Annotated in this window: 24 protein-coding genes and 1 pseudogene; 17 read left to right on the top strand and 8 right to left on the bottom strand. The window is 66.9% G+C overall.

Going from position 1 to position 26264, the window contains the following annotated elements:
- The first annotated feature begins 80 nt into the window (after positions 1-80).
- The 10 genes from ASD34_RS09055 to ASD34_RS09010 all read left to right on the top strand — a co-directional run bounded on the left by ASD34_RS09055 (position 81) and on the right by ASD34_RS09010 (position 11266).
- A complete protein-coding gene (locus ASD34_RS09055) occupies positions 81-785 on the top strand; it encodes a TetR/AcrR family transcriptional regulator (RefSeq protein WP_056575915.1) in 705 nt (234 codons plus the stop codon).
- 73 nt (positions 786-858) lie between these two features.
- Positions 859-2655, top strand: coding sequence for an acyl-CoA dehydrogenase C-terminal domain-containing protein (locus ASD34_RS09050; RefSeq protein WP_056575913.1), 1797 nt, complete (start codon positions 859-861; stop codon positions 2653-2655).
- Between the two features lie 40 nt (positions 2656-2695).
- Complete coding sequence (locus ASD34_RS09045) at positions 2696-3130, top strand: DUF2147 domain-containing protein (protein ID WP_056575912.1); 435 nt, start codon at positions 2696-2698, stop codon at positions 3128-3130.
- Positions 3131-3169: 39 nt separating this feature from the next.
- Positions 3170-5569 carry a 3-hydroxyacyl-CoA dehydrogenase/enoyl-CoA hydratase family protein gene (locus tag ASD34_RS09040; protein WP_056575910.1) on the top strand — a complete coding sequence of 800 codons (2400 nt, stop codon included), beginning with the start codon at positions 3170-3172 and terminating at the stop codon, positions 5567-5569.
- A gap of 11 nt (positions 5570-5580) precedes the next feature.
- A complete protein-coding gene (locus ASD34_RS09035) occupies positions 5581-6780 on the top strand; it encodes an acetyl-CoA C-acyltransferase (protein ID WP_056575908.1) in 1200 nt (399 codons plus the stop codon).
- A gap of 145 nt (positions 6781-6925) precedes the next feature.
- Complete coding sequence (locus ASD34_RS09030; RefSeq protein WP_056575906.1) at positions 6926-7762, top strand: acyl-CoA thioesterase; 837 nt, start codon at positions 6926-6928, stop codon at positions 7760-7762.
- A 4-nt stretch (positions 7763-7766) separates the two neighbouring features.
- Positions 7767-8513, top strand: coding sequence for an SDR family oxidoreductase (locus ASD34_RS09025; protein WP_056575904.1), 747 nt, complete (start codon positions 7767-7769; stop codon positions 8511-8513).
- A gap of 50 nt (positions 8514-8563) precedes the next feature.
- Positions 8564-9157, top strand: a complete 594-nt coding sequence (locus ASD34_RS09020; RefSeq protein ID WP_056575902.1) for a 2-hydroxychromene-2-carboxylate isomerase — start codon at positions 8564-8566, stop codon at positions 9155-9157.
- A gap of 39 nt (positions 9158-9196) precedes the next feature.
- Positions 9197-9961, top strand: coding sequence for an enoyl-CoA hydratase (locus tag ASD34_RS09015; protein WP_056575900.1), 765 nt, complete (start codon positions 9197-9199; stop codon positions 9959-9961).
- Between the two features lie 186 nt (positions 9962-10147).
- Positions 10148-11266: an ABC transporter substrate-binding protein gene (locus tag ASD34_RS09010; RefSeq protein ID WP_200937561.1), complete on the top strand. Its 1119-nt coding sequence runs from the start codon at positions 10148-10150 to the stop codon at positions 11264-11266.
- Positions 11267-11383: 117 nt separating this feature from the next.
- Here ASD34_RS09010 and ASD34_RS09005 read toward each other — a convergent pair whose 3' ends face one another.
- Positions 11384-11818: an acyl-CoA thioesterase gene (locus tag ASD34_RS09005; protein WP_056575898.1), complete on the bottom strand. Its 435-nt coding sequence runs from the start codon at positions 11816-11818 to the stop codon at positions 11384-11386.
- A gap of 41 nt (positions 11819-11859) precedes the next feature.
- Here ASD34_RS09005 and ASD34_RS09000 point away from each other — a divergent pair, with 41 nt between their 5' ends.
- Together ASD34_RS09000 and ASD34_RS08995 are read left to right on the top strand one after the other, a co-directional pair.
- Positions 11860-13695 carry an ABCB family ABC transporter ATP-binding protein/permease gene (locus tag ASD34_RS09000; protein ID WP_056575897.1) on the top strand — a complete coding sequence of 612 codons (1836 nt, stop codon included), beginning with the start codon at positions 11860-11862 and terminating at the stop codon, positions 13693-13695.
- A 43-nt stretch (positions 13696-13738) separates the two neighbouring features.
- Entirely contained in the window at positions 13739-14677 is a 939-nt protein-coding gene (locus ASD34_RS08995; protein ID WP_056575895.1) for a 2-hydroxyacid dehydrogenase, read from the top strand.
- A gap of 15 nt (positions 14678-14692) precedes the next feature.
- On the opposite strand, the gene ASD34_RS08990 is transcribed toward ASD34_RS08995, so the two are convergent.
- Positions 14693-16135 carry an amidase gene (locus ASD34_RS08990; protein ID WP_056575893.1) on the bottom strand — a complete coding sequence of 481 codons (1443 nt, stop codon included), beginning with the start codon at positions 16133-16135 and terminating at the stop codon, positions 14693-14695.
- A 61-nt stretch (positions 16136-16196) separates the two neighbouring features.
- On the opposite strand from ASD34_RS08990, the gene ASD34_RS08985 reads away from it, so the two are divergent.
- The 5 genes from ASD34_RS08985 to ASD34_RS08965 all read left to right on the top strand — a co-directional run bounded on the left by ASD34_RS08985 (position 16197) and on the right by ASD34_RS08965 (position 20768).
- Positions 16197-17186: a LysR substrate-binding domain-containing protein gene (locus ASD34_RS08985; protein ID WP_056575890.1), complete on the top strand. Its 990-nt coding sequence runs from the start codon at positions 16197-16199 to the stop codon at positions 17184-17186.
- A 379-nt stretch (positions 17187-17565) separates the two neighbouring features.
- The gene (locus tag ASD34_RS08980) at positions 17566-18462 is read left to right on the top strand and encodes a transporter substrate-binding domain-containing protein (protein WP_056575888.1); all 897 of its coding nucleotides are present in this window, start codon (positions 17566-17568) and stop codon (positions 18460-18462) included.
- Between the two features lie 94 nt (positions 18463-18556).
- A complete protein-coding gene (locus tag ASD34_RS08975) occupies positions 18557-19312 on the top strand; it encodes an amino acid ABC transporter permease (RefSeq protein ID WP_056575887.1) in 756 nt (251 codons plus the stop codon).
- 1 nt (position 19313) lies between these two features.
- A complete protein-coding gene (locus ASD34_RS08970) occupies positions 19314-19982 on the top strand; it encodes an amino acid ABC transporter permease (RefSeq protein WP_200937551.1) in 669 nt (222 codons plus the stop codon).
- A gap of 48 nt (positions 19983-20030) precedes the next feature.
- The gene (locus ASD34_RS08965; protein ID WP_056576214.1) at positions 20031-20768 is read left to right on the top strand and encodes an amino acid ABC transporter ATP-binding protein; all 738 of its coding nucleotides are present in this window, start codon (positions 20031-20033) and stop codon (positions 20766-20768) included.
- Positions 20769-20841: 73 nt separating this feature from the next.
- Here ASD34_RS08965 and ASD34_RS08960 read toward each other — a convergent pair whose 3' ends face one another.
- The 6 genes and pseudogenes from ASD34_RS08960 to ASD34_RS28140 form a co-directional block, all read right to left on the bottom strand.
- Entirely contained in the window at positions 20842-21786 is a 945-nt protein-coding gene (locus ASD34_RS08960; RefSeq protein WP_056575885.1) for a nucleoside hydrolase, read from the bottom strand.
- A 67-nt stretch (positions 21787-21853) separates the two neighbouring features.
- Positions 21854-22891: a DctP family TRAP transporter solute-binding subunit gene (locus ASD34_RS08955; protein WP_056575883.1), complete on the bottom strand. Its 1038-nt coding sequence runs from the start codon at positions 22889-22891 to the stop codon at positions 21854-21856.
- Positions 22892-22925: 34 nt separating this feature from the next.
- Entirely contained in the window at positions 22926-24224 is a 1299-nt protein-coding gene (locus tag ASD34_RS08950; protein ID WP_056575881.1) for a TRAP transporter large permease, read from the bottom strand.
- Positions 24221-24808, bottom strand: coding sequence for a TRAP transporter small permease (locus ASD34_RS08945; protein WP_056575879.1), 588 nt, complete (start codon positions 24806-24808; stop codon positions 24221-24223). The genes ASD34_RS08950 and ASD34_RS08945 overlap by 4 nt, the downstream gene beginning before the upstream one ends.
- Before the next feature lie 306 nt (positions 24809-25114).
- Positions 25115-26086: an NAD(P)H-dependent flavin oxidoreductase gene (locus ASD34_RS08940; RefSeq protein ID WP_056575877.1), complete on the bottom strand. Its 972-nt coding sequence runs from the start codon at positions 26084-26086 to the stop codon at positions 25115-25117.
- A 24-nt stretch (positions 26087-26110) separates the two neighbouring features.
- Positions 26111-26264: pseudogene (locus tag ASD34_RS28140) on the bottom strand (electron transfer flavoprotein subunit alpha/FixB family protein); the annotation flags it as partial.

Below are 26264 nucleotides of genomic sequence, written 5' to 3'. Positions count from 1 at the left end.
CCGCCCAAGGTCATTTGCGGCCAAAAGTGCAAAGCCCCTGCAAAATAGAACGACCGTTCGTTTTATTCGGAGCTTTCACGATGTCTGCCACCGCCGTTCCCGCCAAGCCGGCCCGCGCCGCCCCCAAAGGCCAGCAGACCAAGGCCATCATCGTCGACGCTGCGCTGGCGCTGGCCGCGCAGATCGGGCTCGAAGGCCTGTCGATCGGCGCCGTGGCCGAGATCACCAAGATGAGCAAGTCGGGCGTGTTCGCCCACTTCGGATCGCGCGAGGAACTGCAGATTTCCGTGGTGCGCGAGTACCACGCGCGCTTCGAGCAGGAAGTGTTCTTTCCCGCTCTGGCGGCGCCGCGTGGCCTGCCGCGCCTGCGCGCCATGTTCGCCAACTGGATGAAGCGCACCTCGACCGAAATCGACTCGGGCTGCATCTACATCAGCGGCGCCTCCGAATTCGACGACCGCCCGGGTCCGGTGCGCGATGCGCTGGTCGAGTCGGTCAGCATCTGGCAGGCCGCCGTGTTGCGCGCCATCGTGCAGTCGAAGTCCGAAGGCCACCTGCGCGCCGACGCCGACGAGCGCCAGGTCGGGTTCGAGATCCACGGCCTGATCCTCGCGCTGCACTACGAGGCCCGCTTCCTGCAGGTGCCCGGCTCCATCGGCCGCGCCAACGTCGGCTTCGACAACATCCTCGCGCGCGCCGCTACGCCGGACGCGCCACCTGCTTCCAATGCCGCCGAGTCCGCGCCCGCTGCGCGCGGCACGCGCCGGCTCAAGACCGTGCGCTGAGCGCCGCGGCCCCATTTCGTTTTTCCGTTTTCGTTTTTTCTTATCTATCTAGCTTCGACCAGGAGAGTCCCGGATGCCTACCTACAACCCCCCCGTGCGTGACATGCAGTTCGTGCTGCACGAAGTGCTCAACGTCGCCGAGGAACTCAAGGCACTGCCGGCCCATGCCGAGACCGACGCCGACACCATCAACGCCGTGATCGAAGAGGCCGGCAAGTTCGCGGCCGAAGTCACCTTTCCGCTGAACATCAGCGGCGACGAAGAAGGCTGCGTGCTCGACAAGGCCACGCACGAAGTGAAGACGCCCACCGGCTTCAAGGACGCCTACGCCAAGTACGTCGAAGGCGGCTGGCCCGCGCTGTCGTGCGACCCGGCCTTCGGTGGCCAGGGCCTGCCGTTCGTGGTGAACCAGTGCCTGTTCGAGATGCTCAACAGCGCCAACCAGGCCTGGACCATGTACCCGGGCCTCTCGCACGGCGCCTACGAGGCACTGGCCGCGCACGGCACCGACGACCAGAAGAAGACCTACCTGCCCAAGCTCACCAGCGGCGAGTGGACCGGCACCATGTGCCTGACCGAACCGCACTGCGGCACCGACCTGGGCCTGCTGCGCACCAAGGCCGAACCGCAGGCCGACGGCACCTACCGCATCACCGGCAGCAAGATCTTCATCTCGGCCGGCGAGCACGACATGACGAGCAACATCATTCACCTGGTGCTGGCCCGCCTGCCGGACGCGCCCAAGGGCAGCAAGGGCATCAGCCTGTTCGTGGTGCCGAAGTTCCACGTCAAGGCCGACGGTTCGCTCGGCGAACGCAACCCGATCTTCTGCGCCGGCCTGGAGCACAAGATGGGCATCCACGGCAACGCCACCGCGCAGATCGTGATCGAAGGCGCCACCGGCACGCTGGTGGGCGAGCCCAACAAGGGCCTGGCCGCGATGTTCGTGATGATGAACGCCGCACGCTTGGGCGTGGGCAACCAGTCGCTCGGCCTCACCGAAGTGGCCTACCAGAACGCCCTGGCCTACGCCAAGGACCGCCTCCAGATGCGCTCGCTTTCCGGTGTGAAGGCCAAGGACAAGGAAGCCGACCCGATCATCGTGCACCCCGACGTGCGCAAGATGCTGCTCACCGCCAAGGCCTACGCCGAAGGAGGCCGCGCGCTGCAGATCTTCTGCACGCTGCTGCTCGACAAGGAGCACAACCATCCCGATGAAAAGGTGCGCAAGGACTCGGGCGAGCTGGTCGCGCTGCTCACGCCCATCGTCAAGGCCTTCATCACCGACAACGGCCACATCGCGACCAACGCGTGCATGCAGGTCTTCGGTGGCCACGGCTTCATCAAGGAATGGGGCATGGAGCAGTTCGTGCGCGACAACCGCATCAACATGATCTATGAAGGCACCAACACCATCCAGTCGCTGGACCTGCTGGGCCGCAAGGTGCTGGGCAACAACGGCGCGTCGCTGAAGAAGTTTGGCAAGCTCGTCGCGAAGCTGGTGGAAGAAGAAGGCGTGAACGAGAAGATGGCCGAGTTCATCAACCCGATCGCGATGCTGGGCGACCAGCTCACCAAGTTCACGACCGAGATCGGCTTCAAGGGCTTCCAGAACCCCGACGAAGTGGGTGCCGCTGCGGTGGACTACCTGCGCGTGGCCGGCCACTTCGTGTTCGGCTACCTGTTCGCCCGCATGGCGCAAGTCGCGCTGCGCGAGATCGCGGCCGGCAACACCGACCCGTTCTACGTCGCCAAGCTGCAGACCGCACGCTTCTATTTCGCCAAGCTGTTCCCCGAGACCGTGATGCTGATGCGCACCGCGCGCGCCGGCAGCAAGGTGTTGATGGACACCGACGCCGCACTCGCTTAAGCGACACAGCCTTTCTTCATCGACCAACCGGGAGCCGCTCATGAAAGCAACGCTTGCAGCCGTCTTGTTCACTGTGACCGCCGTCTCGGCCATGGCGCAGAGCACCCCGGTGGGGCTCTGGCGCAATGCCGACGACAAGACCGGCGAGGTCAAGGCCGAGATCCGCATCGCCGAGACCGGCGGCGCGCTCAGCGGCCGCATCGAGAAGTCGCTGAAGAAAGACACCAAGCCCGACGCCACCTGCGACGAATGCAGCGATGACCGCAAGGGCAAACCCATCACGGGCCTGGAGATCATCCGCGGCGGCAAGAAGGGCGAGGGCAAGGACGTCTGGGAAGGCGGGAAGATCCTCGACCCCGAGAACGGCAAGGAGTACCGCGCGAGCTTCACGCCGATCGACGGCGGAAAGAAGCTGGAAGTGCGCGGCTACCTGGGCCCGTTCTGGCGCACCCAAACCTGGACCCGCGCGCAGTAACCCTGCCGCGCGTTTTCAACCGAAAAAATACCAAGCAACATGTCCCGATTTCAAGTGAAAAAGGTCGCCGTGCTCGGCGCCGGCGTGATGGGCGCGCAGATCGCCGCCCACCTCGTCAACGTGCGCGTGCCTGTCGTGCTGTTCGACCTGGCCGCAAAAGAAGGCCCGAAGAACGGCATCGTCACGCGCGCCATCGACAACCTCAAGAAGCTCAAGCCCGCGCCGCTCGGCGATGTGGCCGACGCCGGCTTGATCGAGCAGGCCAACTACGAAGACGACCTCGCCAAGCTCGGCGAGTGCGACCTCATCATCGAAGCCATCGCCGAGCGCATGGACTGGAAGCTCGATCTCTACAAGAAGATCGCGCCGCACGTCGCCAAGCATTCGATCCTGGCCTCGAACACCTCGGGCCTGTCGATCACCAAGCTCAGCGAGGCACTGCCTGAAGCATTGAAGCCGCGCTTTTGCGGCATTCACTTCTTCAACCCGCCGCGCTACATGTTCCTGGTGGAGCTGATCAACACGCCCACCACGCAGCCGCAGGTGCTCGACGACCTCGAGGCCTTCGTCACCCGCACGCTCGGCAAGGGTGTGGTGCGCGCGCACGACACGCCCAACTTCATCGCCAACCGCGTCGGCATCGCCGGCATGCTGGCCACGCTGAAGGAAGTCGAGAAGTTCGGTCTCACGCCCGACGTGGTGGACGACCTCACCGGCAAGAAGCTGGGCCGTGCCAGCTCGGGCACCTTCCGCACCGCCGACGTGGTGGGCCTGGACACCATGGCTCACGTCGTGAAGACGCTGCAGGACAACCTGAACGCCGAGACCGATCCGTTCTACGCCAACTTCGCGACGCCGCCGGTGCTCGCCAAGCTGCTGGAGCTGGGCAACCTGGGCCAGAAGGCCAAGGCCGGCTTCTTCAAGAAGGTCGGCCGCGACATCCTGCGCTTCGATCTGAAGAGCGGCGAGTACGTGCCCGCCGGCGCGAAGGCCGACGAGGTGTACGGCCGCATGCTCAAGAGGCCCGCGGGCGAACGCCTGAAGCTGCTGCGCGAGAGCGAAGGACCGCAGGGCCAGTTCCTCTGGGCCATCCTGCGCGACGGCTTCCACTACGCCGCCGTGCACCTGGGCGACATCGCCGAGAGCGCACGCGACATCGACTTCGCCATGCGCTGGGGCTTCGGCATGAAGCAGGGCCCGTTCGAGCTGTGGCAAGAGGCCGGCTGGGCGCAGGTCGCCAAGTGGGTGCAGGAAGACATCGACGCAGGCAAGGCGCTGAGCAGCGCACCGCTGCCCAAGTGGGTGTTCGAAGGTCCGGTGGCCGAGGCCGGCGGCGTGCATACGCCCGAAGGCTCGTGGAGCGCATCGCAGAACAAATTCGTGCCGCAGCGCAAGCTGCCCGTGCATGACCGCCAGCTGTTCCCCGAAAGCGTGCTCGGCGCGAACGCGGCCGATGCCAACACGGCGGGCACCACGATCAGCGACGAAGGCGACGTGCGCGTGTGGACGCTCGACGGCGAAGTGCTGATCGCGAGCATCCACTCGAAGATGCACGCCATCAGCCCCGATGTGGCCGAGGCGCTGGGCGCCGCGGTCGACCTCGCCGAGGCCGAATACAAGGGCCTGGTGATCTGGTCGCCCGACGAGGTGTTCTCGGTCGGCGCCGACCTGCAGGCGATGCTGCCGGCCTTTGTGGTCGCGGGCATCGGCGCGGTCGAAGGCGCCGAAGAAGAGCTGCAGAACGTCATGCTCAAGATCCGCTACGCCACCGTGCCGGTGATTTCCGCCGTGCGCGGCATGGCGCTGGGCGGTGGTTGCGAGCTGGCCATCCACTCGGCCAAGCGCGTCGCGGCGATGGAAAGCTACATCGGCCTGGTCGAAGTCGGCGTGGGCCTGATCCCCGGCGCGGGCGGCCTGACCTACATCGCGCGCCGCGCGGCCGAGAACGCGTCGGCCTCGACCGGCACCGACCTGCTGCCCTTCCTCACCGAAGGCTTCACCGCCGCCGCAATGGCCAAGGTGGGCACCGGCGCGCTCGATTCGAAGAAGCTGGGCTACCTGCTCGACAGCGACGTGATCGTGCCGAACAAGGACGAACTGCTCTACGTGGCATTGCAGCAGGCCAAAGCCATGGCCGACGCCGGCTACCGCGCACCGCTGCGCCGCACCTTCCGCGTGGCGGGCCGCAGCGGCGCCGCGACGATCAAGGGCCAGCTGGTGAACATGCGCGACGGTGGCTTCATCAGCGCGCACGACTTCCACATTGCCAGCCTGATCGCGAACGTGGTCACCGGCGGCGACGTGGACGCGGGCTCGCTCGTGACCGAGGAATACCTGATGACGCTGGAGCGCAAGGCGTTCTGCTCGCTCATCGTGCATCCCAAGACGCAAGAGCGAATCATGGGAATGCTCAGCACCGGCAAGCCCGTGCGCAACTAAGGACAGATTTCATGAGCAAGCAAGTTCAAGACGCCTACATCGTCTCCGCCACCCGCACGCCCATCGGCAAGTCGCACCGCGGCTACTTCCGCAACTACCGTCCCGACGACCTGCTCGCGACGACGTTGAAGGCAGCGCTGGCCGCCGTGCCGAACCTCGATCCGAAGGCCATCGAAGACATCATCTGCGGCTGCGCGATTCCCGAATCGCAGCAGGGCCTGAATGTCGCGCGCATTGGCGCGGTGCTGGCGGGCCTGCCGACGAGCATCGGCGGCATCACCGTGAACCGCTTCTGCGCTTCGGGCCTGTCGGCCGTGCAGATGGCGGCCGACCGCATCCGCGTCGGCGAGGCCGACGTGATGATCGCCGCCGGCGTCGAAAGCATGAGCATGGTGCCGATGATGGGCAACTCGCCCTCGCTGTCGCCCTCCATCTTCGAGCGCGAAGGTGACGTGGGCATCGCCTACGGCATGGGCCTCACGGCCGAGAAGGTCGCGCAGCAGTGGAAGGTGAGCCGCGAGGCGCAGGACGCGTTCGCGCTGGCCTCGCACCAGAAGGCACTGGCCGCACAGGCCGCCGGCAAGTTCGCCGACGAGATCACGCCGATCGAAGTGACCGACCGCACGCCGAACCTGGAAACCGGCGAGTCGATCGCGAAGACGCGCACCGTGAGCCTGGACGAAGGCGCCCGCCCCGACACCAGCATCGAGGGCCTGGCCAAGCTGCGCACCGTGTTCGCCGCGCGCGGCACGGTGACGGCCGGCAACAGCTCGCAGACCTCGGATGGCGCAGGCGCGCTGATCCTGGCCAGCGAGAAGGCGGTGAAGCAGTACGGCCTCACGCCGCTCGCACGCTTCGTGAGCTTCGCCAGCAAGGGCGTGCCGCCCCACATCATGGGCATCGGCCCGATCGAGGCGATTCCTGCGGCTCTGCGCTATGCGGGCCTGAAGCACGAGGACATCGACTGGTTCGAGCTCAACGAAGCCTTCGCTGCGCAATCGCTCGCGGTGATGAACACGCTGGGTCTCGATCCGTCGAAGGTCAACCCGATGGGAGGGGCCATTGCACTGGGCCACCCGCTCGGCGCGACCGGCGCGATCCGCGCGGCGACCGTGGTGCACGCGCTGCGCCGCGAGAAGCTGAAGTACGGCATGGTCACGATGTGCGTGGGGATGGGACAGGGCGCCGCCGGCATCTTCGAGCGGGTCTGATCGGCAGGGTCACGGCCATGCACGGCACGCAGCAGCAGCTCCCTGCCGGCGGTGCATGGCCTCCAGTGCATGCCGCAGTGCAGCACGCCAACGTCCCGCACACGACTGCGTGAGGTCATCCACCGGAGGCACACTGACGATCACCATGCCCACGACCCCACACCCCTTCGACAAAGCCCTGGCCCTGCACCACAGCGACATCCGCGTGGGGCACTTCACGGGCACCACGAGTCCCGACTACTGGAACATGGTCGGCCCGTTCGGCGGCACCACCGCAGCGCTCGCGCTGCAGTCGGTGCTGCAGCACCCCGACCTGCTCGGCACGCCGATCGCGCTGACCGTCAACTACGCGGCCGCGCTCGGCGAGGGCGTGTTCGACATCCAGGCCACCGCCGTGCGCACCAACCGCTCGACGCAGCACTGGACGGTGACGATCACGCAGCCTGGCGCCGACGGCACCCCCAACATGACGACCACCGCCACGGTGGTGACCGCCGCGCGCCGCGACACCTGGAGCTTGGCCGACCTCCCCATGCCCGAGGCGCCGAAGCCCGCGTCGGTCGAGCGCATGAGCATCGGTCCGTCGGGCGTGGCCTGGCTCGACCAGTACGAGATGCGTCCCTTCAGCGGCGGCATTCCCGCGACGTGGGACGGCAGCCTGCAGCACAGCGAGACCCGCATCTGGGTGCGCGACGCGCAGGCCCGCCCGCTCGACTTCGCCTCGCTCGCCGCGTTGAGTGATGTGTTCTATCCGCGCGTCTGGCTGCGCCGCGCCAAGCACGTGCCCGCGGGCACGGTGTCGATCACCACGTACTTCCACGTCGGCGCCGCCGAACTGGCCGAAGTTGGCACGGGCTACCTGCTGGGCTGCGCGGCGGGGCAGCAGTTCTTCAACGGCTTCTTCGACCAGAAGGCGCAGTTGTGGAGCGAGAAGGGCGCGCTGCTCGCGACCTCGAACCAGATCGTCTACTACAAGGAATGACGCGATGACGCTCACCAAGGCCGCACTCATCGTCGGCGCGGGCGATGCCACCGGCGGCGCCATCGCCCGCCGCTTCGCGCGCGAGGGCTACGCCACCTGCGTCACGCGGCGCAGCCTCGACAAGCTGCAGCCGCTGGTGGCGCAGATCGAGGCCGACGGCGGCCGGGCCCACGCCTTCGCCTGCGATGCCCGCAAGGAAGAAGAAGTGGTGGCGCTCATCGAGCAGATCGAATCGACCATCGGACCGATCGAGGTGATGGTGTTCAACATCGGCGCGAACGTGCCGGAGAGCATCCTCACCGAGTCCGCGCGCAAGTACTTCAAGGTGTGGGAGATGGCCTGCTTCTCGGGCTTTCTCAACGGCCGCGAAGTCGCGAAGCGCATGGTGGCGCGCGAGATGCCGGCCGGCGGTCATCGCGGCACGATCATCTTCACGGGCGCGACGGCGTCGCTGCGCGGCGCGGCCAACTTCGGCGCCTTCTCGGGCGCCAAGATGGCCCTGCGCGCGCTCGCGCAGTCGATGGCGCGCGAGCTGGGGCCGCAGGGCATCCATGTCGCGCACGTCGTGGTCGACGGTGCCATCGACACCGAGTTCATCCGCAGCAATTTCCCCGAGCGCTATGCGCTAAAGGACAGCGACGGCATCCTGAACCCGGACCACATCGCCGACAGCTACTGGATGCTGCATTCGCAGCCGCGCGACGCGTGGACGCATGAGCTCGACCTGCGTCCCTGGTCCGAGAAGTTCTGACGAGCGCCGAGCTTCGCGTCGCGACACACAGCCCCAAGGAGACGACACCCATGACGAAATCCGTCGCGTTCTATTTCGACGTCGGCAGCCCCGCCGCCTACCTGGCCGCCACGCAATTGCCGCACGTGTGCGCCGACACCGGCGCCGAGCTGGTCTGGAAGCCCATGCTGCTGGGCGGCGTGTTCCAGGCCACGGGCAACCATTCGCCGGCCGAGATCAAGGCCAAGGGCCCGTACCTCACGACCGACCTGCAGCGCTTCGCGAAGCGCTACGGCGTGCCCTTCGTGCACAACCCGCACTTCCCGATCAACACGCTGCTGCTGATGCGCGGCGCGACCGGCGTGCAGATGACGATGCCCGAACGTTTCGGGGCGTATGTCGACGCCGTGTTCCATGCGATGTGGGTCGAGCCGAAGAACCTCAACGACCCCGCGACCGTCGGCGCCGTCTTGCAGAATGCAGGCTTCGACGCCGCGGGCCTGCTCGCGCTGGCCAGCGCGCAGGAAGTCAAAGACCGCCTCAAGGCGGTCACGCAGGAGGCGGTGGAGCGCGGCGTGTTCGGCGCCCCCACCATGTTCGTCGGCGACCAGATGTTCTGGGGCCAGGACCGCCTCGATTTCGTCCGCGAATCGCTCCGAGCCTGAGCGCGTCGCCCCCCGTTTTACCTACCCAAGGATCTTTCCATGAGCGACATCCTCGTCCACACCGAAGCCGGCGTGATGACCATCACCTTCAACCGCGTCGACAAGAAGAACTCGATCACCAGCAGCATGTATGCCGCGCTGGCCGACGCGCTCGCCACGGCGGAGAGCGAAGCCGCCGTGCGCTGCGTGCTGATCCAGGGCGACCCGACGATCTTCAGTGCCGGCAACGACATCGGCGACTTCCTCAATGCGCCGCCCGCCAACACGGAGTCGCCGGTGTTCCGCTTCCTGCGCGGCATCGCCACCTTCCCGAAGCCCATCGTCGCGTCGGTCTGCGGCCCGGCCGTGGGCATCGGCACCACGATGCTGTTCCACTGCGACCTCGTCTACGCGGGCGACAACGCGGCGTTCTCGATGCCCTTCGTCAACCTGGGCCTGTGCCCCGAGGCGGCGTCGAGCCTGCTGGTGCCGCAGATGCTGGGCTACCACCGCGCCGCCGAAGCTCTGCTGCTGGGCGAGCCCTTCATGGCCGAGGCCGCGCTCGAAGTGGGCCTGGTCAACCGCGTGGTGCCGCCGACCGAAGCCAACGGCATCGCGCAGACGCAGGCCCGCAAGCTCGCGGCCAAGCCGCTGAGTGCGCTGATCGAAACCAAGCGCCTGCTGAAGAAGACACAGATGCCCGCCGTGCTCGAGCGCATGGGCGAAGAGGGTGCGAGCTTCGGCCGCATGCTGCGCGAACCGGCGGCCAAGGAAGCTTTTGGTGCTTTCATGGAGAAGCGCAAGCCCGATTTTTCGAAGGTCTAATCCTTCCGTGGACTTGCCTGCGGACAGTGCCTGCGTACACTGGTCCTCGTGCCTGCTCCAGACGTCGACCCGCCCACAGCGCCCGCCACACGGGCGATGCGTGCTACTGAAAAAGTAGCATTCAGGTCGACGCGCCGGCATGCTTTGGGCCTACTCGCGGGCTCGCTCGCGGCGCCCTCGCTGGTGATGGCGCGCGTGCGGCCGTTGCGCATCGGGGTCATCGGCTCGTGGTCGGGGCCCTATGCGGGCGGTGGGCGCCAGTTCGACGCCGGCATGGCGGTCTGGCTGGCCGACCACAAGCAGCAGATCGCGGGCCGGCCGGTCGAACTTCTGCGCCGCGACGTGCCCGGCAGCGCGCCCGAGCAGGCGCGGCGCCAGGCGCAAGACCTCATCGAGAGCGAGCGCGTCGACCTGCTCACGGGGCTGGACTTCAGCTCCAACGCCTACGCCGTCGGCACCGTCGCCACGCAGGCCCGCGTGCCGACCGTGATCATGAACGCCGCCTCCTCGGGCATCACCGGGCGCTCGCCGTTCATGGTGCGGGTGTCGTTCACCATCGCGCAGGTCACGGCGCCGCTGGCGCGCTGGGCGCTGCAGCAGGGGCTGCGCGACGTGTGCACCGTGGTGGCCGACTACGCCTCGGGCGTGGACGCCGAGAGCGCCTTCGTCTCCGGCATCACCGCAGGTGGCGGGCGCGTGGGCGCGATGCTGCGCGTGCCGCTGAAGACGCTCGACTATTCGGCCTACATGCTGCGCCTGCGCGAGCTGAAGCCGCAGGCCGTGTTCTTCTTCTTGCCGTCGGGCCAGATGCCGGCCATCTTCCTGAAATTCTGGCGCGATCGCGGCATGGCCGACACCGGCATCCGCCTGCTCGCCACGGGCGACGCCACCGACGACCACTACCTGGACGGCATCGGTGAACTGGCCGAGGGGCTGGTCACCAGCCACCACTATTCCTTCGCCCACGAGTCGCCGGCCAACCGGCGCTTCGCGGGCGCCTTCGAGGCCGAGTACGGCAGCCACCTGCGCCCGGGCTACTTCGCGGTGGCGGCGCACGACGGGCTCGCGGCCATCGACGCGGCCCTGAGCGCGCCAGGCGCGCGCGGCGGCAAGGCGGGCGCCGAGCGGCTGGTGGATGCGTTCCGCGGCCTGCGGCTGGACAGCCCGCGCGGGCCGGTCGAGATCGATGCCCACACACGCGACGTGGTGCAGTCGGTCTACATCCGCCGCGTGGAGCGGCGCGACGCGCGCTGGATCAACCGCGAGTTCGAGTGCATCGAGCGCGTGCGCGACGCGGGTGCCTGACAGGGGAAGGGGACTGTCTTCGCCAGAAACACCGCGGAACCGGCTTTGCCGGGCCGCTGGTGTTGCCCCCGGCAAGGGGGGTGGAGAAGCGACACGAAGTGCGCGAAGCCTGGGGGATTACGTTTCAATCGGACGCGGGCGGCCGTTGTCGTCGATCGCCACGTAGGTGAAGGTGGCCTGCGTCACCTTGATGTACTCGCCCTGCGCCCGGAAGCGCTCGGCGAACACCTCGACCGTGACCGTGACCGAGGTGCGACCCACGCGCACCAGCTTCGAATAGAACGAGAGGATGTCGCCCAGCCGCACCGGCTGCTTGAAGATGAACTCGTTGACCGCCACCGTGGCCTGGCGGCCCTTGGCGTAGCGCGCCGGAATCACCGAGCCGGCCAGGTCGCACTGCGCCATGACCCAGCCGCCGAAGATGTCGCCGTTGGCATTGCAGTCGGCCGGCATCGGAATGACCTTGAGCACCAGCTCCATGTCGGTGGGCAGGCTCTTGAGGGTGGCGGCGGCCGCCGCCGCGGCGGAAGAAGCACTGGAAGGGGAGGACATGGGCACAATCTGAAGCAAACAAACAACCACGATTGTCTCCCATGCGCCGAAGCGGCGAAGCCCTTTCCTCCTCTCCCCATGCGCCTGGCGGCCCTGCGCCAGACCGCGCCGACCGTTCCGACTGGGCGACCCTGCGCCGCCTCTTTCCCTATCTCTGGCAGTACAAATGGCGCGTGATGGCAGCGCTTGCCTTCATGGTGGGCGCCAAGGTGGCCAACGTGGGCGTGCCGGTGCTGCTGAAGAACCTCATCGACACCATGACGCCCAAGCCCGACATGGCGCAGGCGCTGCTCATCGTGCCGATCGGGCTGCTGCTGGCCTACGGGCTGCTGCGCTTTTCGACGGCGCTCTTCGGCGAGCTGCGCGAGCTGATCTTCGCCAAGGCCACCGAGGGCACGGCGCGGCAGATTGCGCTGGAGGTGTTCGGCCACCTGCATTCGCTGAGCTTGCGTTTCCACCTGGAGCGCCAGACAGGTGGCATGACGCGCGACATCGAGCGCGGCACGCGCGGGGTGCACTCCCTCATTTCGATGTCGCTGTACAGCATCGTGCCGACCATCATCGAGCTGGCGCTGGTGCTCACCATATTGGGCGTGAAATTCGATGCGCTGTTCGTGTGGATCACGGGCGCGGCGCTGGTGCTGTACATCACCTTCACCGTCACGGTGACCGAGTGGCGCACGCAGTTCCGCAAGACCATGAACGAGCTCGATTCCATGGCGCAAAGCCGCGCGGTCGATTCGCTGCTGAACTACGAAACCGTCAAGTACTTCAACAACGAGGAGTTCGAGGCCAAGCGCTACGACGCCAGCCTCGACCGCTACCGCAAGGCCGCCATCAAGAGCCAGCGCACGCTGAGCATGCTCAACACCGGCCAGCAGCTGCTGATCGCGATCAGCCTCGTGCTGATGCTGTGGCGCGCCACCTCGGGCGTGGTCGATGGACGCATGACGCTGGGCGACCTCGTGATGGTCAACGCCTTCATGATCCAGCTCTACATTCCGCTCAACTTCCTGGGCGTGATCTACCGCGAGATCAAGCAGAGCCTGACCGACCTGGACAAGATGTTCGTGCTCATGGAGAAAGAGCGCGAGGTGCGCGATGCGCCCGGTGCGCAGCCGCTGGCGGGTGTGGACTCCAGCATCCGCTTCGAGGACGTGAGCTTTGCCTACGAACCCGATCGCCCGATCCTCAAGCACGTGAGCTTCGAGATTCCGGCCGGCAAGACGGTGGCCGTGGTCGGCCCGTCGGGCTCTGGCAAGTCGACGCTGGCGCGCCTCTTGTACCGCTTCTACGACGTGCAGCAGGGCCGCATCACCATCGGCGGCGAAGACATCCGCGCCGTGCAGCAGTCCAGCGTGCGCCGCGCCATCGGCATCGTGCCGCAGGACACGGTGCTGTTCAACGACACGGTCGAATACAACATCGCCTACGGCCGCCCCGGCGCCACGCGCGAGGAGGTCGAAGGGGCGGCGCGCGCCGCGCGCATCCACGACTTCATCTCGGCCACGCCCAAGGGCTATGAGACCACGGTGGGCGAGCGCGGCCTGAAGCTCTCGGGCGGGGAGAAGCAGCGCGTGGCCATCGCGCGCACGCTCTTGAAGAACCCGCCGATCGTGATCTTCGACGAGGCCACCTCGGCGCTCGATTCGGCCAACGAACGCGCCATCCAGTCGGAGCTGCGCAGCGCCGCGCAAGGCAAGACCACGCTGGTCATTGCGCACCGCCTCTCGACCGTGGTCGAGGCGCACGAGATCCTGGTGCTCGAATCGGGCGTGATCGTCGAGCGCGGCACGCACGCCGAACTGCTCGCCCGGCAGGGCCGCTATGCGCAGATGTGGGCTTTGCAGAAGAGCGAAGCGGTGCCGCTGCTCTAGCCCGATCATTCATTCCCTTTCCTATCGATTCAGGAGTTCAGACGTGTCGCCCAAGATTCCCCTGCTGGTGCTCAACAGCCTCTCGAGCGCCCACCAGGCCCAGATTGCCGAGGTCTACGACATGACCTACGCCTTCGGCGACGCCGAGCGCGCCGCTGCCATCGCCGAGCACGGCGCCAAATTTCGCGCGGTGCTGACCATCGGCGTCATCGGCCTCACGCCCGAAGAAATCGCGGCCATGCCGGCAGTGGAACTCATCTGCTGTCTCGGTGCGGGCTACGAAGGCGTGCCGCTCGACGTGACGCGCGCGCGAGGCATCGTCACCGCCAACGGCGCCGGCACCAACGACGACTGCGTGGCCGACCATGCCTTCGGCCTGCTGATCAGCATCGTGCGCGAGTTCCGCAAGCTCGACCGCCTGTGCCGCGAAGGCGTGTGGCGCGAAGCCATTCCGCAGCCGCCGAACGTGTCGGGCAAGAAGCTCGGCATCCTGGGGCTGGGCACCATTGGCCAGAAGATCGCCAAGCGCGCCGCTGCCTTCGACATGGACATCGGCTATCACAACCGCAAGCCGCGCGAAGGCGCCACGCACCGCTACTTCGACGACCTGAAGTCGCTTGCCGCCTGGGCCGACTTCCTGGTGCTGGCCGCACCGGGTGGGCCGGCGACGAAGCACCTGGTCAATGCCGAGGTGCTCGACGCGCTGGGGCCGCAGGGCTACCTCGTGAGCATCGGCCGCGGCAGCGTGGTCGATACCGAGGCGCTGGCGAAGGCGCTGCGCGAGCGCCGCATCGCGGGCGCGGGCCTGGACGTGTACGAGAGCGAGCCCCAGCGCCCCGAGCCGCTCGTCGGCCTGGACAACGTCCTGCTCACGCCGCACATGGCGGGCTGGTCGCCCGAGGCCACGCAGAAGTCGGTGGACCACTTCCTCGCGAACGCCGAAGGGCATTTCGCGGGGCGGGGTGTGCGTACGCCGATCTGATCAGACCAGTTCTGATCAGGACAGGGCCGGCGGGCGCCGCGCCGCCCAGCCGCAGGCCTGGTCGTAGGCATGGCCCAGCCGCAGCACGTCGAGGTCGGCATGGATCGGCCCCGCCAGCTGCAGCCCCATCGGCAGCCCGCCGTCGCCGAAGCCTGCGCGCACATTGAGCGTGGGCAGCCCCGCCAGCGTGAAGGGCGTGACGATCTCCATCCAGCGGTGGTACGTGTCGCTCTTCACGCCGTTCACCTCGGCCGGCCAGTGCAGTTCGGCGTCGAAGGGGAACACCTGCGCGGTGGGCGCCACCACGAAGTCGAAGCGCTCGAAGAGCTTCAGGAACGCGCGGTACACGTTCGAGCGATAGAGCGAGGCCTGGTACAGCGAGGCGGTGTCCAGGTGCCGGCTTTGCTCGATCTCCCATTGCGCCTCGGGCTTGAGTTGGGCGAACAGCTTCGGGTCGCTCAGGTAGGCGCCGAGCTTGCCGCCCACCAGCAGTTGCCTCAATCGCAGCCAGGCGCTCCAGTTGTGCTCGCGCGGCACGTCGAGCGTGCAGGGCTCGACTTCGCAGCCGATGGTGCGGAAGGTGCCGAGCGCCTGCTCGCCGAGTTCGCGCACGCCCGGTGCCAGCGGCAGATCGGGCCAGACGCTGCCGAGCCAGCCGATGCGCAGGCCCTTGCCGTCGCCGTCCAACTGAATGGCATCGGGCGATGGCAGCGCGTGCGGCGATGACAGCGGCACGCGTGGGTCGAAGCCCGCCTGCACGACCAGCAGCCGTGCGGTGTCTTGCACGGTGCGGCCCATCGGGCCTTCGCAGCCCAGCTGCTGGAAGAAGAGCTCCTGCTCCGGGTCGCCCGGTACACGCCCGCGCGAGGGCCGCATGCCGATCACGTTGTTGAAGGCGGCGGGGTTGCGCAGCGATCCCATCATGTCGCTGCCATCGGCCACGGGCAGCATGCCCAGGGCCAGCGCGACCGCAGCGCCGCCGCTGCTGCCGCCCGCGCTGCGGTCGGGCGCGTAGGCGTTGCGCGTGATGCCGAACACCGTGTTGTAGGTGTGGGAGCCGAGCCCGAACTCGGGCGTGTTGGTCTTGCCGATGACGACGGCGCCGGCCGCGCGCATGCGCGCGACGTGCAGGCTGTCGGTGCGCGCGGGCGAGCGTGGCGACAGCGGCGAACCCATCGAGGTCGGCAGGCCCGCGGCGTGGCTCAGGTCTTTCACGGCGAGCGGAAAGCCGTGCATCCAGCCGCGCCGTTCGCCGCGTGCGAGTTCGGCGTCGCGCGCGTCGGCCTCCGCCAGCAACTGCACCGGATCGCGCCGGGAGACGATGGCGTTGAACTGCGGATTGAGCGCGTCGATGCGGGCGAGCGACGCCTGCATCACCTCGCGGCAGGACACGTCGCGGGCCGCGATCTTGCGCGAAAGTTCGGTGGCGCTGAGGTCGGGCAGGTCGTCGAAAGGCATGGCGAATGCGGGAAAAGGAGGGGGCGCCCAGTATGGCGCGGCGCTCGCATAATCGCCGCGTATGGAAACAAAGTGGCTTGAAGACTTCATTAGCCTGGCGGAAACCCGCAGCTTCAGCCGCTCGGCCCAGTTGAGGCACGTGACGCAGCCGGCGTTCTCGCGACGCATCCAGGCGCTCGAGGGATGGGCCGGCACCGACCTGGTCGACCGCAGCTCCTACCCCACGCGCCTCACGCCCGCGGGCCAGACGCTGTACAGCCAGGCCATCGAGATGCTGCAGTCGCTGCAGAGCACGCGCGCCATGCTGCGCGGGCACTCGGCCGCCGGGCAGGACGTGATCGAGATCGCCGTGCCGCACACGCTGGCCTTCACCTTCTTCCCGTCGTGGGTCACGAGCCTGCGCGAGCACTTCGGGCCGATCAAGAGCCGCCTCATCGCGCTCAACGTGCACGATGCGGTGCTGCGGCTGGTCGAGGGCAGCTGCGACCTGCTGATCGCCTACCACCACCCCTCGCAGCCGCTGCAGCTCGACGCCAACAAGTACGAGATGGTCAGCCTCGGCGAAGAAACCGTCGCGCCCTGGGTCAAGGCCGATGCCGAAGGCGCGCCGCGCTACCGCCTGCCGGGCCGTCCGGGCCAGCCGCTGCCTTACCTGGGCTACGCGCCGGGCGCGTACCTCGGGCGCGTGGTCGACCAGCTGCTGAAAGAGTCAGGCACCGCCATCCACCTCGACCGCGTCTACGAGACCGACATGGCCGAAGGCCTGAAGGTGATGGCGCTCGAAGGCCACGGCATCGCATTCCTGCCGCAGAGCGCGGTGCGCAAGGAGATCAAGGCACGCAAGCTCGTGAGCGCGCTGCCGCCCGAGATCGACAGTCTGGAGGCCAAGATGGAAATCCGCGCGTATCGCGAGCGCCCCGGCGCGCCGGTCCCGGTGAAGGCCGGCGCCAGCCGCTCGGCCGCGCGGGCCGGGCTGGTCGAGAGCATGCAGCCCAAGCGCACGGCCGACGCCCTGTGGTCGTACCTGGTCGGAACCCAGCCGCCGCATTGACGTGCCGACGAACGGCGACTGAATTTGTGCGCTGCACAATCTATAAGCACTGCGCATACCGCCCCCGGCAATCAGCATTGGCGGGCCGGCCCCGGCGCCACTACAGTCGCGGCAGTTTTTTCGGCCACAGCACGCCGGGGATCGCCGGTACTGCTTTCGTCACACACAGCCGCCCGAATGCGGGCACAAAGGCTGCTTAGTGAAAGTCGGACAATGCGAAATGTCTGGATTGCACCAGGCTGGCGCTTCGATGTGCGCGGCCGGTGCGACGCGGGCGGCGATGCCCGTGGAATGCACCGGGTTGGTCCGGGTATCCCGCAAAATGCGAGTGTCTAGAATTTCGTTCTATTTGTTTCAGTCACCCTCAGGAGCTTTTCGTATGAAAAAACAAGTATTGGCATTGGCCGTCGCAGCGCTCGCCACCAGCGGCGCCTTTGCACAGGCCAATGACACGCTGGCCAAGATCAAGGGCAGCGGTGCCGTCGCCCTCGGTGTGCGCGATTCGTCCGCGCTGTCCTTTACGCTGGGCAATGGCAAATACGTGGGCTTCCACACCGAGATGGGCGAACGCATCATCGAAGACCTGGGCAAGGCCGCGGGCAAGAAGCTCACCGTCAACTACGTGCCCGTCACGTCCCAGAACCGCATCCCGCTGGTGCAGAACGGTACCGTGGACCTGGAGTGCGGCTCCACCACCAACAATGCCACCCGCCAGAAGGACGTCGACTTTGCCTCGACCACCTACGTGGAAGTGGTGCGCATCGCCGTCAAGGCCAGCTCGGGCATCAAGGACCTGAAGGACCTGAATGGCAAGACCGTGGCCACCACCACCGGCACCACCTCGGTCCAGACCCTGCGCAAGAACGAACGTGCCCAGAGCATCGACTTCAAGGAAGTCATGGGCAAGGACCACGCCGACAGCTTCCTGCTGCTGGAAACCGGCCGTGCCGATGCCTTCGTGATGGACGGCTCGATCCTGGCTGCCAACATCTCCAAGTCCAAGGCGCCGAAGGACTACGCCATCGTCGGCCCCGAGCTGTCGGTCGAGCCGATCGCCTGCATGGTGCGCAAGGGCGACGAGGCCTTCCTGAAGGCGGTCAACGAGTCCATTGCCCGCCAGATCAAGGATGGCTCGCTGGCCAAGCTGTACGACAAGTGGTTCATGCAGCCGGTCCCCCCGACCAATACGGCGCTGAACCTGCCGCTGTCGGACGCCACCAAGGCAGCCTGGGCCCACCCGAACAACAAGCCGATGGAAGACTACGCCAAGAAGTAATTCATCCGGCGTAATCGGTCAATAAGCGCCCGCCCTCAAGGTGGGCGTTTGTTTTTTTCATAGATAGAAGAAACGACAAGACGAGGAGTTCCCCATGGCATGGGACTGGCAGGTCTTTTGTAAAGACACGATCGATGGTGACATCGTTCCAGGCTGCTTCGGTACGGGCGGTGCATCTACGTATCTCAACTGGATGATGTCCGCCTGGGGCTGGACGGTGTCGGTGTCGCTGTGCGCACTGATCATCGCCCTGGTCGTCGGATCGGCCATCGGCATCCTGCGCACGCTGCCCGACAACCCGTGGCTGGTGCGATTCGGCAACGCCTGGGTCGAGCTGTTCCGCAACATTCCCTTGCTGGTGCAGATCTTCCTCTGGTACCACGTGGTGCCTTCGCTGTTCCCGGTCATGCGTGACTTCCCGCCCTTCGTGCTGGTGGTGGTCGCGCTGGGCCTGTTCACGTCGGCGCGCATTGCCGAGCAGTTGCGCTCGGGCATCCAGGCCCTGCCCAAGGGCCAGCGCTATGCAGGCATGGCGGTGGGGTTCACGACATTGCAGTACTACCGCTACGTCATCCTGCCGATGGCCTACCGCATCATCCTGCCGCCGCTGACCAGCGAGTCGATGAACATCTTCAAGAACTCGTCCGTGGCCTTCGCCGTGTCGATCGCGGAACTCACCCAGTTCTACCTTCAGGCTGGCGAGGAGACCGGGCGCAACATGGAAATCTACATCGGTGTCGTGCTGCTCTATATCTTCTCGGCGCTGGTGATCAACCGGCTCATGGCCCACATCGAGAAGAAGGCGCGGGTCCCGGGCTTCGTTGCCGCGGGCACCGGCGGAGGCCACTGACATGATGAACCTCGACTTTTCCTTCTACGACTGGGGCGTCATCAGCAACTATGTGCTGAAGGGCTTCTACTTCAGCGTGTTCCTCACGGTCGTGGCCACCTTGGGCGGCATCGTCTTCGGTACCGTGCTGGCACTCATGCGCCTGTCGGGCAAGAAGTGGCTGGACATGCCGGCGGCCATCTACGTCAACGGCATGCGCAGCGTCCCGCTGGTGATGGTGATCCTGGGCTTCTTCCTGCTGGTGCCTTTCGTCATCGGCCGGCCCATCGGCGCGGAATATTCCGCGGTGATCACCTTCATCGCCTTCGAGGCGGCCTACTTCAGCGAGATCATGCGCGCGGGCATCCAGTCGATCCCGCGCGGCCAGGTCTATGCCGGCCAGGCCATGGGGATGAGCTACGGACAGAACATGCGGCTCGTGATCCTGCCGCAAGCCTTCCGCAACATGTTGCCGGTGCTGCTGACACAGACCATCATCCTGTTCCAGGACACCTCGCTGGTGTATGCCATCGGCGCCTACGACCTGCTCAAGGGCTTTGAAACCTCCGGCAAGAATTTCGGCCGGCCGGTGGAGTCGTACCTGCTGGCCGCGGTCGTCTACTTCATCATCTGCTATTCGCTGTCTTATGTGGTCAAGCGTCTGCACAAGAAAATCGCCATCATTCGCTGATTGTTTGAGTGGCTGAACTGAACCGGAGAGAAACAAATGTCCGAAAAAATGATTGAAATCAAGAACGTCTCCAAGTGGTACGGCCCGGTGCAGGTGCTCAACGACTGCTCGGTGAACATTTCCAAGGGCGACGTGGTGGTGGTGTGCGGCCCGTCGGGTTCCGGCAAGTCCACGCTCATCAAGACCGTGAACGCGCTCGAGCCCTTCCAGAAGGGCGAGATCACCGTCAACGGCATCCCGCTGCACGACCCCAAGACCAACCTGCCCAAGCTGCGCTCCAAGGTCGGCATGGTGTTCCAGCACTTCGAGCTGTTCCCTCACCTGTCGGTGACCGAGAACCTCACGATCGCGCAGATCAAGGTGCTGGGCCGCACGCCCGACGAAGCCAAGACCCGCGGTCTCAAGATGCTCGACCGCGTGGGCCTGATGGCGCACAAGGACAAGTTCCCGGGCCAGCTGTCGGGCGGCCAGCAGCAGCGCGTGGCCATCGCCCGTGCGCTGTCGATGGACCCGATCGTCATGCTGTTCGACGAACCCACCTCCGCGCTCGACCCCGAAATGGTCGGCGAAGTGCTCGACGTGATGGTGAGCCTGGCCAAGGAAGGCATGACCATGATGGTGGTCACGCACGAAATGGCCTTCGCCCGCAAGGTCGCGAGCCGCGTGATCTTCATCGACGTGGGCGGCAAGATCCTGGAAGACTGCCCGAAGGACGAGTTCTTCAATCACCCCGAGAACCGTCAGCCGCGCACCAAGGACTTCCTGAACAAGATCCTGCAGCACTGATCCGCTGCGGCACCCAAAGCAAAAAGCCACGCTGTCCGCAGCGTGGCTTTTTTCATGGGGCTCGCCCGCAGGCTCAGGGCAGCCGCGCGATGTGCTCGGTCAGCAGATCGAAGAACCCCTGCCCATCGCCGTCGACGATCCAGTTCACGTTGGCGGGCCGCTTCAGGCTGCCGTGCCAGTCGGCCACGGTCTGGCCGAAGCCCATGCCTTCGCGGCTGTCGACCTCGACGTGGATGCGGCGGCCCTCGAACAGGTCGGGGCGCAGCAGCCAGGCCGTCACGGTGGCGTCGTGCACCGGGCCGCCGGGCATGCCGTAGTGCGCCATCTCCTGCGGCGCGTAGGCGTCGAGGATGTCGGCGACGATCGCGCCGGCGCGGTTGTCCAGCTGGCGCAGCCGCGCGATGCGCGCGTCGCTCGTGAGGATCTTGTGTGTCACGTCCAGCGGCAGCATCGTGATCGGCACGCCGCTCCTCAGCACCGCCTCGGCGGCGTGCGGGTCGGCGAACACGTTGAATTCCGCCACCGGCGTGATATTGCCGCCGTTGAAATGCGCGCCGGCCATGAGCACCACCTCGCGAATGCCGCGCACGATGTCGGGCGCCTGTTCGAGCGCCAGGGCGAGGTTGGTCTGCGGGCCGAGCATGGCGAGCGTCACGCTGTGCTCGGGCGCGGCGCGCAGCGTGCGAACGAGGTAGTCGACGGCGCTGCCTTCGGCCAGCGGCACGGCGGGCTCGTGCACGGCCACGCCGGTGAGGCCTTCGCGGCCGTGGATGTTGGCGGCGTAGATCGGTGTGCGCTGCAGGGGCCGCTCGGCGCCCGCGTAGACCGGAAGCTCCGGCCGTCCGGCCCATTCGCAGGCCAGGCGCGCGTTGCGCGAGGTCTTGGCCAGGGGAACATTGCCTGCCACCGTGGTCAGCGCCTGAATCGCCAGCGATTCGGGCGCCGCCAGGGCGAACAGCAGCGCGATCATGTCGTCCGCGCCGGGGTCCGTGTCGATGATCAGGGTGGGATGAAGCATGGCGACATTGTCGCGATCGTCACCACCACCCGTCACCCGATGCACGGGAACGAAACGCGAGGCTTGCTTACTTCGCGCGGGCCGCGATGGCCTTCTCGGCCTTCGCCACCAGGTCGGCGCCGACGGTCGACTTCCACTTGTCGTACACCGGGCGCGTGGCCTTCACGAAGGCATCGCGCTCGGCCGGCGTGAGGTTGGTCACCGTCACGCCCATGGCCGCGATGTCCTTCAGCACGGGCTTGTCGGCTTCGACCAGGCCCTTGCGCGCGATGGCGATTTCCTGCTTGCCGGCGTCCAGCGCGGCCTGGCGCACGATGGCCTGGTCGGCCGGCGTCCACGAGGCCCAGATTTCCTTGTTCACGACGAACACCAGCGGGTCGGCCACGTAGCCCCAGGTGGTGACGAACTTCTGGCCCACCGTGTGCATCTTGAGCACGGTGAACAGGAACAGCGGGTTCTCCTGGCCGTCGACCGCGCCGCTGGCGAGCGCGGGCTGCGCGTCGGCCCAGCTCATCTGCGTGGGGTTGGCGCCCAGCGCGGTGAGCATGTCCGAGTAGATGGGCGAGCCGACCACGCGGATCTTCATGCCCTTGATGTCGGCCGGCGACTTGATCGGCCGCTTCGAGTTGGTGATTTCGCGGAAGCCGTTCTCGCCCCAGGCGAGCGGCACCACGCCGGCCTTGTCGAGCGTCTTGAACATGTCCTTGCCGACCTCGCCCTGCGTGAGCGCGTCGATGGCCGCGTAGTCGGGCATCAGGAAGGGCATGGAGAACAGGTTGAGCTGCTTGACCTGCGGCGACCAGTTGATGGTCGAGCCCACGGCCATGTCGATCACGCCCTGGCGCAGCGCGCTGAACTCGCGCGTCTGGTCGCCCTGGATCAGCGACACGCCCGGGTACAGCTTGATGTTGATGCGGCCCTGGGTGCGCTCCTTCACGAGGTCGGCCCAGATCTTTCCGGCCTGGCCCCACGGCGTGGGCGGGCCCAGCACCAGCGACATCTTGTACTCGGGCTTGTAGGCGGCCTGCGCCATTGCGCCGGTCGAGAACAGGCCGAGCGTGGCGGCGACAGCGGCGAGGCCGAGCAGGGTACGGCGGAACTTCATGCGCATTCTCCTAATGGTTCTGAGGGACGAAAAATCAATAGCCCAGCTTGCGGGGCAGCCAGAGCGCGAGTTCGGGGAAGGCGATCACCAGCACCATCACCACGAACATCGAGAACAGCATCCAGCCCACCCACTGCACGGTTTCTTCCATGCGCACCTTGGCGATGCGGCACGAGACCATGAGGTTGACGGCCAGCGGCGGCGTGAACTGGCCCAGCGCCACCTTCAGCGTGAGGATCACGCCGAACCACACCGGGTCCCATTTGTAGTGCTGCACGATGGGCAGCAGCAGCGGCACGAAGATCAGGAAGATCGACACGCCGTCCAGGAACATGCCCACGGTGATGAGCAGCAGGATCAAGAGCGCCAGGATGCCGTACTCGCCCAGGCCCGAATTCACGATGGCCTGCGTCACCGGATCGATGATGCCCAGCGTCGAGAGCGAGTACGCGAAGATGCCCGCCAGCGACACCACCAGCAGGATCACCGCCGACAGCTCGCCCGATTCGCGCAGGATCACGAACAGGTCGCGCACCTTGATGGTCCGGTGGATGCACATGCCCACGAACAGGCCGTAGAACACCGCCACCACGGCCGCCTCGGTGGGCGTGAACCAGCCCGCGCGCATGCCGCCCAGAATGAGCACCGGCGCCGCCAGGCCCCAGATCGCTTCGCGCAAGCTCTTCCAGAACGGCGGGCGCGGCAGCGTCGATTCGAGCGCGCCCATCTTGTGCTTGCGCGCCAGCCACACGGCCGGAATCATCAGCGCCAGGCCGGCCATCACGCCGGGGATCATGCCGGCCGCGAACAGCGCCGGCACCGAGGCGCCGGGCACCAGCACCGAGTACACGATGAAGGCGACCGAGGGTGGAATCAGGATGTCGGTGGCTGCTGCGGCGCCCACCACGCTGGCCGAGAAGGCCGGCGGGTAGCCCGCGCGGCTCATGGCCGCGATCATCACCGCGCCCACGGCGGCGGCGTTGGCCGGGCCCGAGCCCGAGATACCGCCCAGGAACATCGCCACGGCAATCGCCACCAGCGGCAGCATGCCGGGGCCGCGGCCCACGATGGCGATGGCAAAGTTGACGAGGCGCAGCGCCACGCCCGAGCGGTCGAAGATCGAGCCGACCAGCACGAACATCGGAATCGCCAGCAGCGGGTACTTGCCCAGCCCGGCGTAGAAGTTCTGCGGCACGGCCAGCAGGCCGAACCACTGGGCATCGGCGTTGGCCAGCGCGATACAGGCCGCGCCGGCCAGGCCGAGCGCGGCGCCGATGGGCACGCCCACCAGCATCATGAGCACGAAGGCGACGAAGAGCAGGGTGGCGATCACTTGGCGCCGCCCTTGCCGTTGGTGCTGTGGTCGTCGGACTTGTAGTTCGTCTTGCGCCCGCGCCGCACCATGAGGCCGATGGCGCGTCCCGCGATCGCGAACGACACGATGGGCAGCCAGATCGAATACCACCAGGCCGGCAGCCCGATGCCCGGCGTGGTTTCTTCAAAACGGTAGTCGTCCCACACCATGCGGATGCTGAGCGCGCCGATCAGCGCGAACAAAATGGCGATCATCAGCGCGCCGAACTGGGCCAGCCGCTTGCGCCGCGCCATCGAGCCGCTTTCGGAGAAGTACTCGATGCGGATGTGCCGGTCGCGCGCCACCGCGGCCGAGCCGGCCACCAGCGCCAGCATGATCATGAGGAACACCGAGAACTCTTCCGTCCAGGCGAAGGACGAGTCGGTGAAGTAGCGCACGATGACGTTGGCGAAGGTGATGAGCGCCAGCGCACCCATGATGAGGACCGTGAGCCAGTCTTCGATGGCAAGGGGAACCTTGGTCGGTTCGTCGGCGGCTTCGATGTCGGGGGGGAGGGGGCTGGCGGCGTCCAGCGTGGGGCCGGACTCGGGAGGAGTTGTCATCGCAGGAAAGGGCAGCTGGGGCAGGCGCCATGTCACCGGGCGGACGCCGGGACGCGATCCGTACACCTTGACAGGCGAGCAGCGCCTGATCCTAGGGGGTCAATGACCATTCATATATCGGGGGTTTCCTTAGCTGTGGCGGCTGGTTGACGCCTCTTGGGGGCCTTCAGGTTGCGCGCACAGGCCGCGCCGGGGATTCCCTTCGCGACCGTCCTCCGGCCTGCGGCCTCCCCCTTGATTCCGCTGCGGGAAGCACCCAGTGCCCTGTGCACGGGATACGCGGTGGGTGCTCGCCGATCCGGCGCCTTAACCCATCCAGGACCGCGCCCGGTCCAGATGCTCCCGGCACTCTCGCACCATGCGCTCCAGCAGCTCGGCACACGTCGGGATGTCGTCGATCAGCCCGATGCACTGGCCGGCCGAGACCACGCCGTTGTGCACCTCGCCCGACTCCAGCGCCGCGCGGCCGCGCGCGCCGGCCACCAGCGGGCGGATGTCCTCGAACTCGCAACCGCCGGGGCGGCGTTCGGTGGCCACCACTTCTTCGGAGATCGCGTTGCGGAACACGCGCGCCGTGTTGTGCAGCGTGCGGAACATCAGCTTCGTGTCGCGCTCGGTCGCGGCGACCAGCGCCTGCTTGATGTTCTCGTGGATCGGCGCTTCCTGCGTCACGCAGAAGCGCGTGCCCATGTTGATGCCCTCGGCGCCCAGCGCCAGCGCGGCGGCCATGCCGCGCCCGTCGGCGATGCCGCCCGACGCGATGATCGGAATGCGCAGCTTGCGCGCCGCCACCGGCAGCAGCACGAGGCCGGGCACGTCGTCTTCGCCCGGATGGCCCGCGCATTCGAAGCCGTCCACCGACACCGCATCGACGCCGTTGCGCTCGGCCGAGAGCGCATGGCGCACCGAGGTGCACTTGTGGACGATCTTCACGTCGTGGCGCTTCAGCGCTTCGATGAAGTCCTTCGGGCTGTTGCCCGCGGTCTCCACGATCTTCACGCCGGTGTCGATGATGGCCTGGATGTACTCGGCGTACGGCGGCGGCTTCACGGCCGGCAGGATCGTGAGGTTCACGCCGAAGGGCTTGTCGGTCATCGTGCGCATGCGCGCGATTTCTTGGCGCAGGTCGTCGGGCGTGGGCTGCGTGAGGGCTGTGAGGATGCCGAGGCCGCCGGCGTTTGACACGGCCGCGGCCAGCTCGGCGCGGCCCACCCATTGCATGCCGCCCTGGATGATGGGGTAGCGGATGCCGAGCAGTTCGGTGATGCGGGTCTTCATCGTCGCGGTCGCTTACAGCGTCGNGAGTTCCGGCACAGCCGTGAACAGGTCGGCCACGAGGCCGTAGTCGGCCACCGAGAAGATCGGCGCCTCTTCGTCCTTGTTGATCGCGACGATGACCTTCGAGTCCTTCATGCCGGCCAGATGCTGGATCGCACCCGAGATGCCTGCGGCGATG

Origin of the sequence: Variovorax sp. Root473 (genome assembly GCF_001426505.1) — a bacterium.
Classification (GTDB): domain Bacteria; phylum Pseudomonadota; class Gammaproteobacteria; order Burkholderiales; family Burkholderiaceae_C; genus Variovorax.
This window is presented reverse-complemented; position numbering and strand designations above follow the sequence as displayed.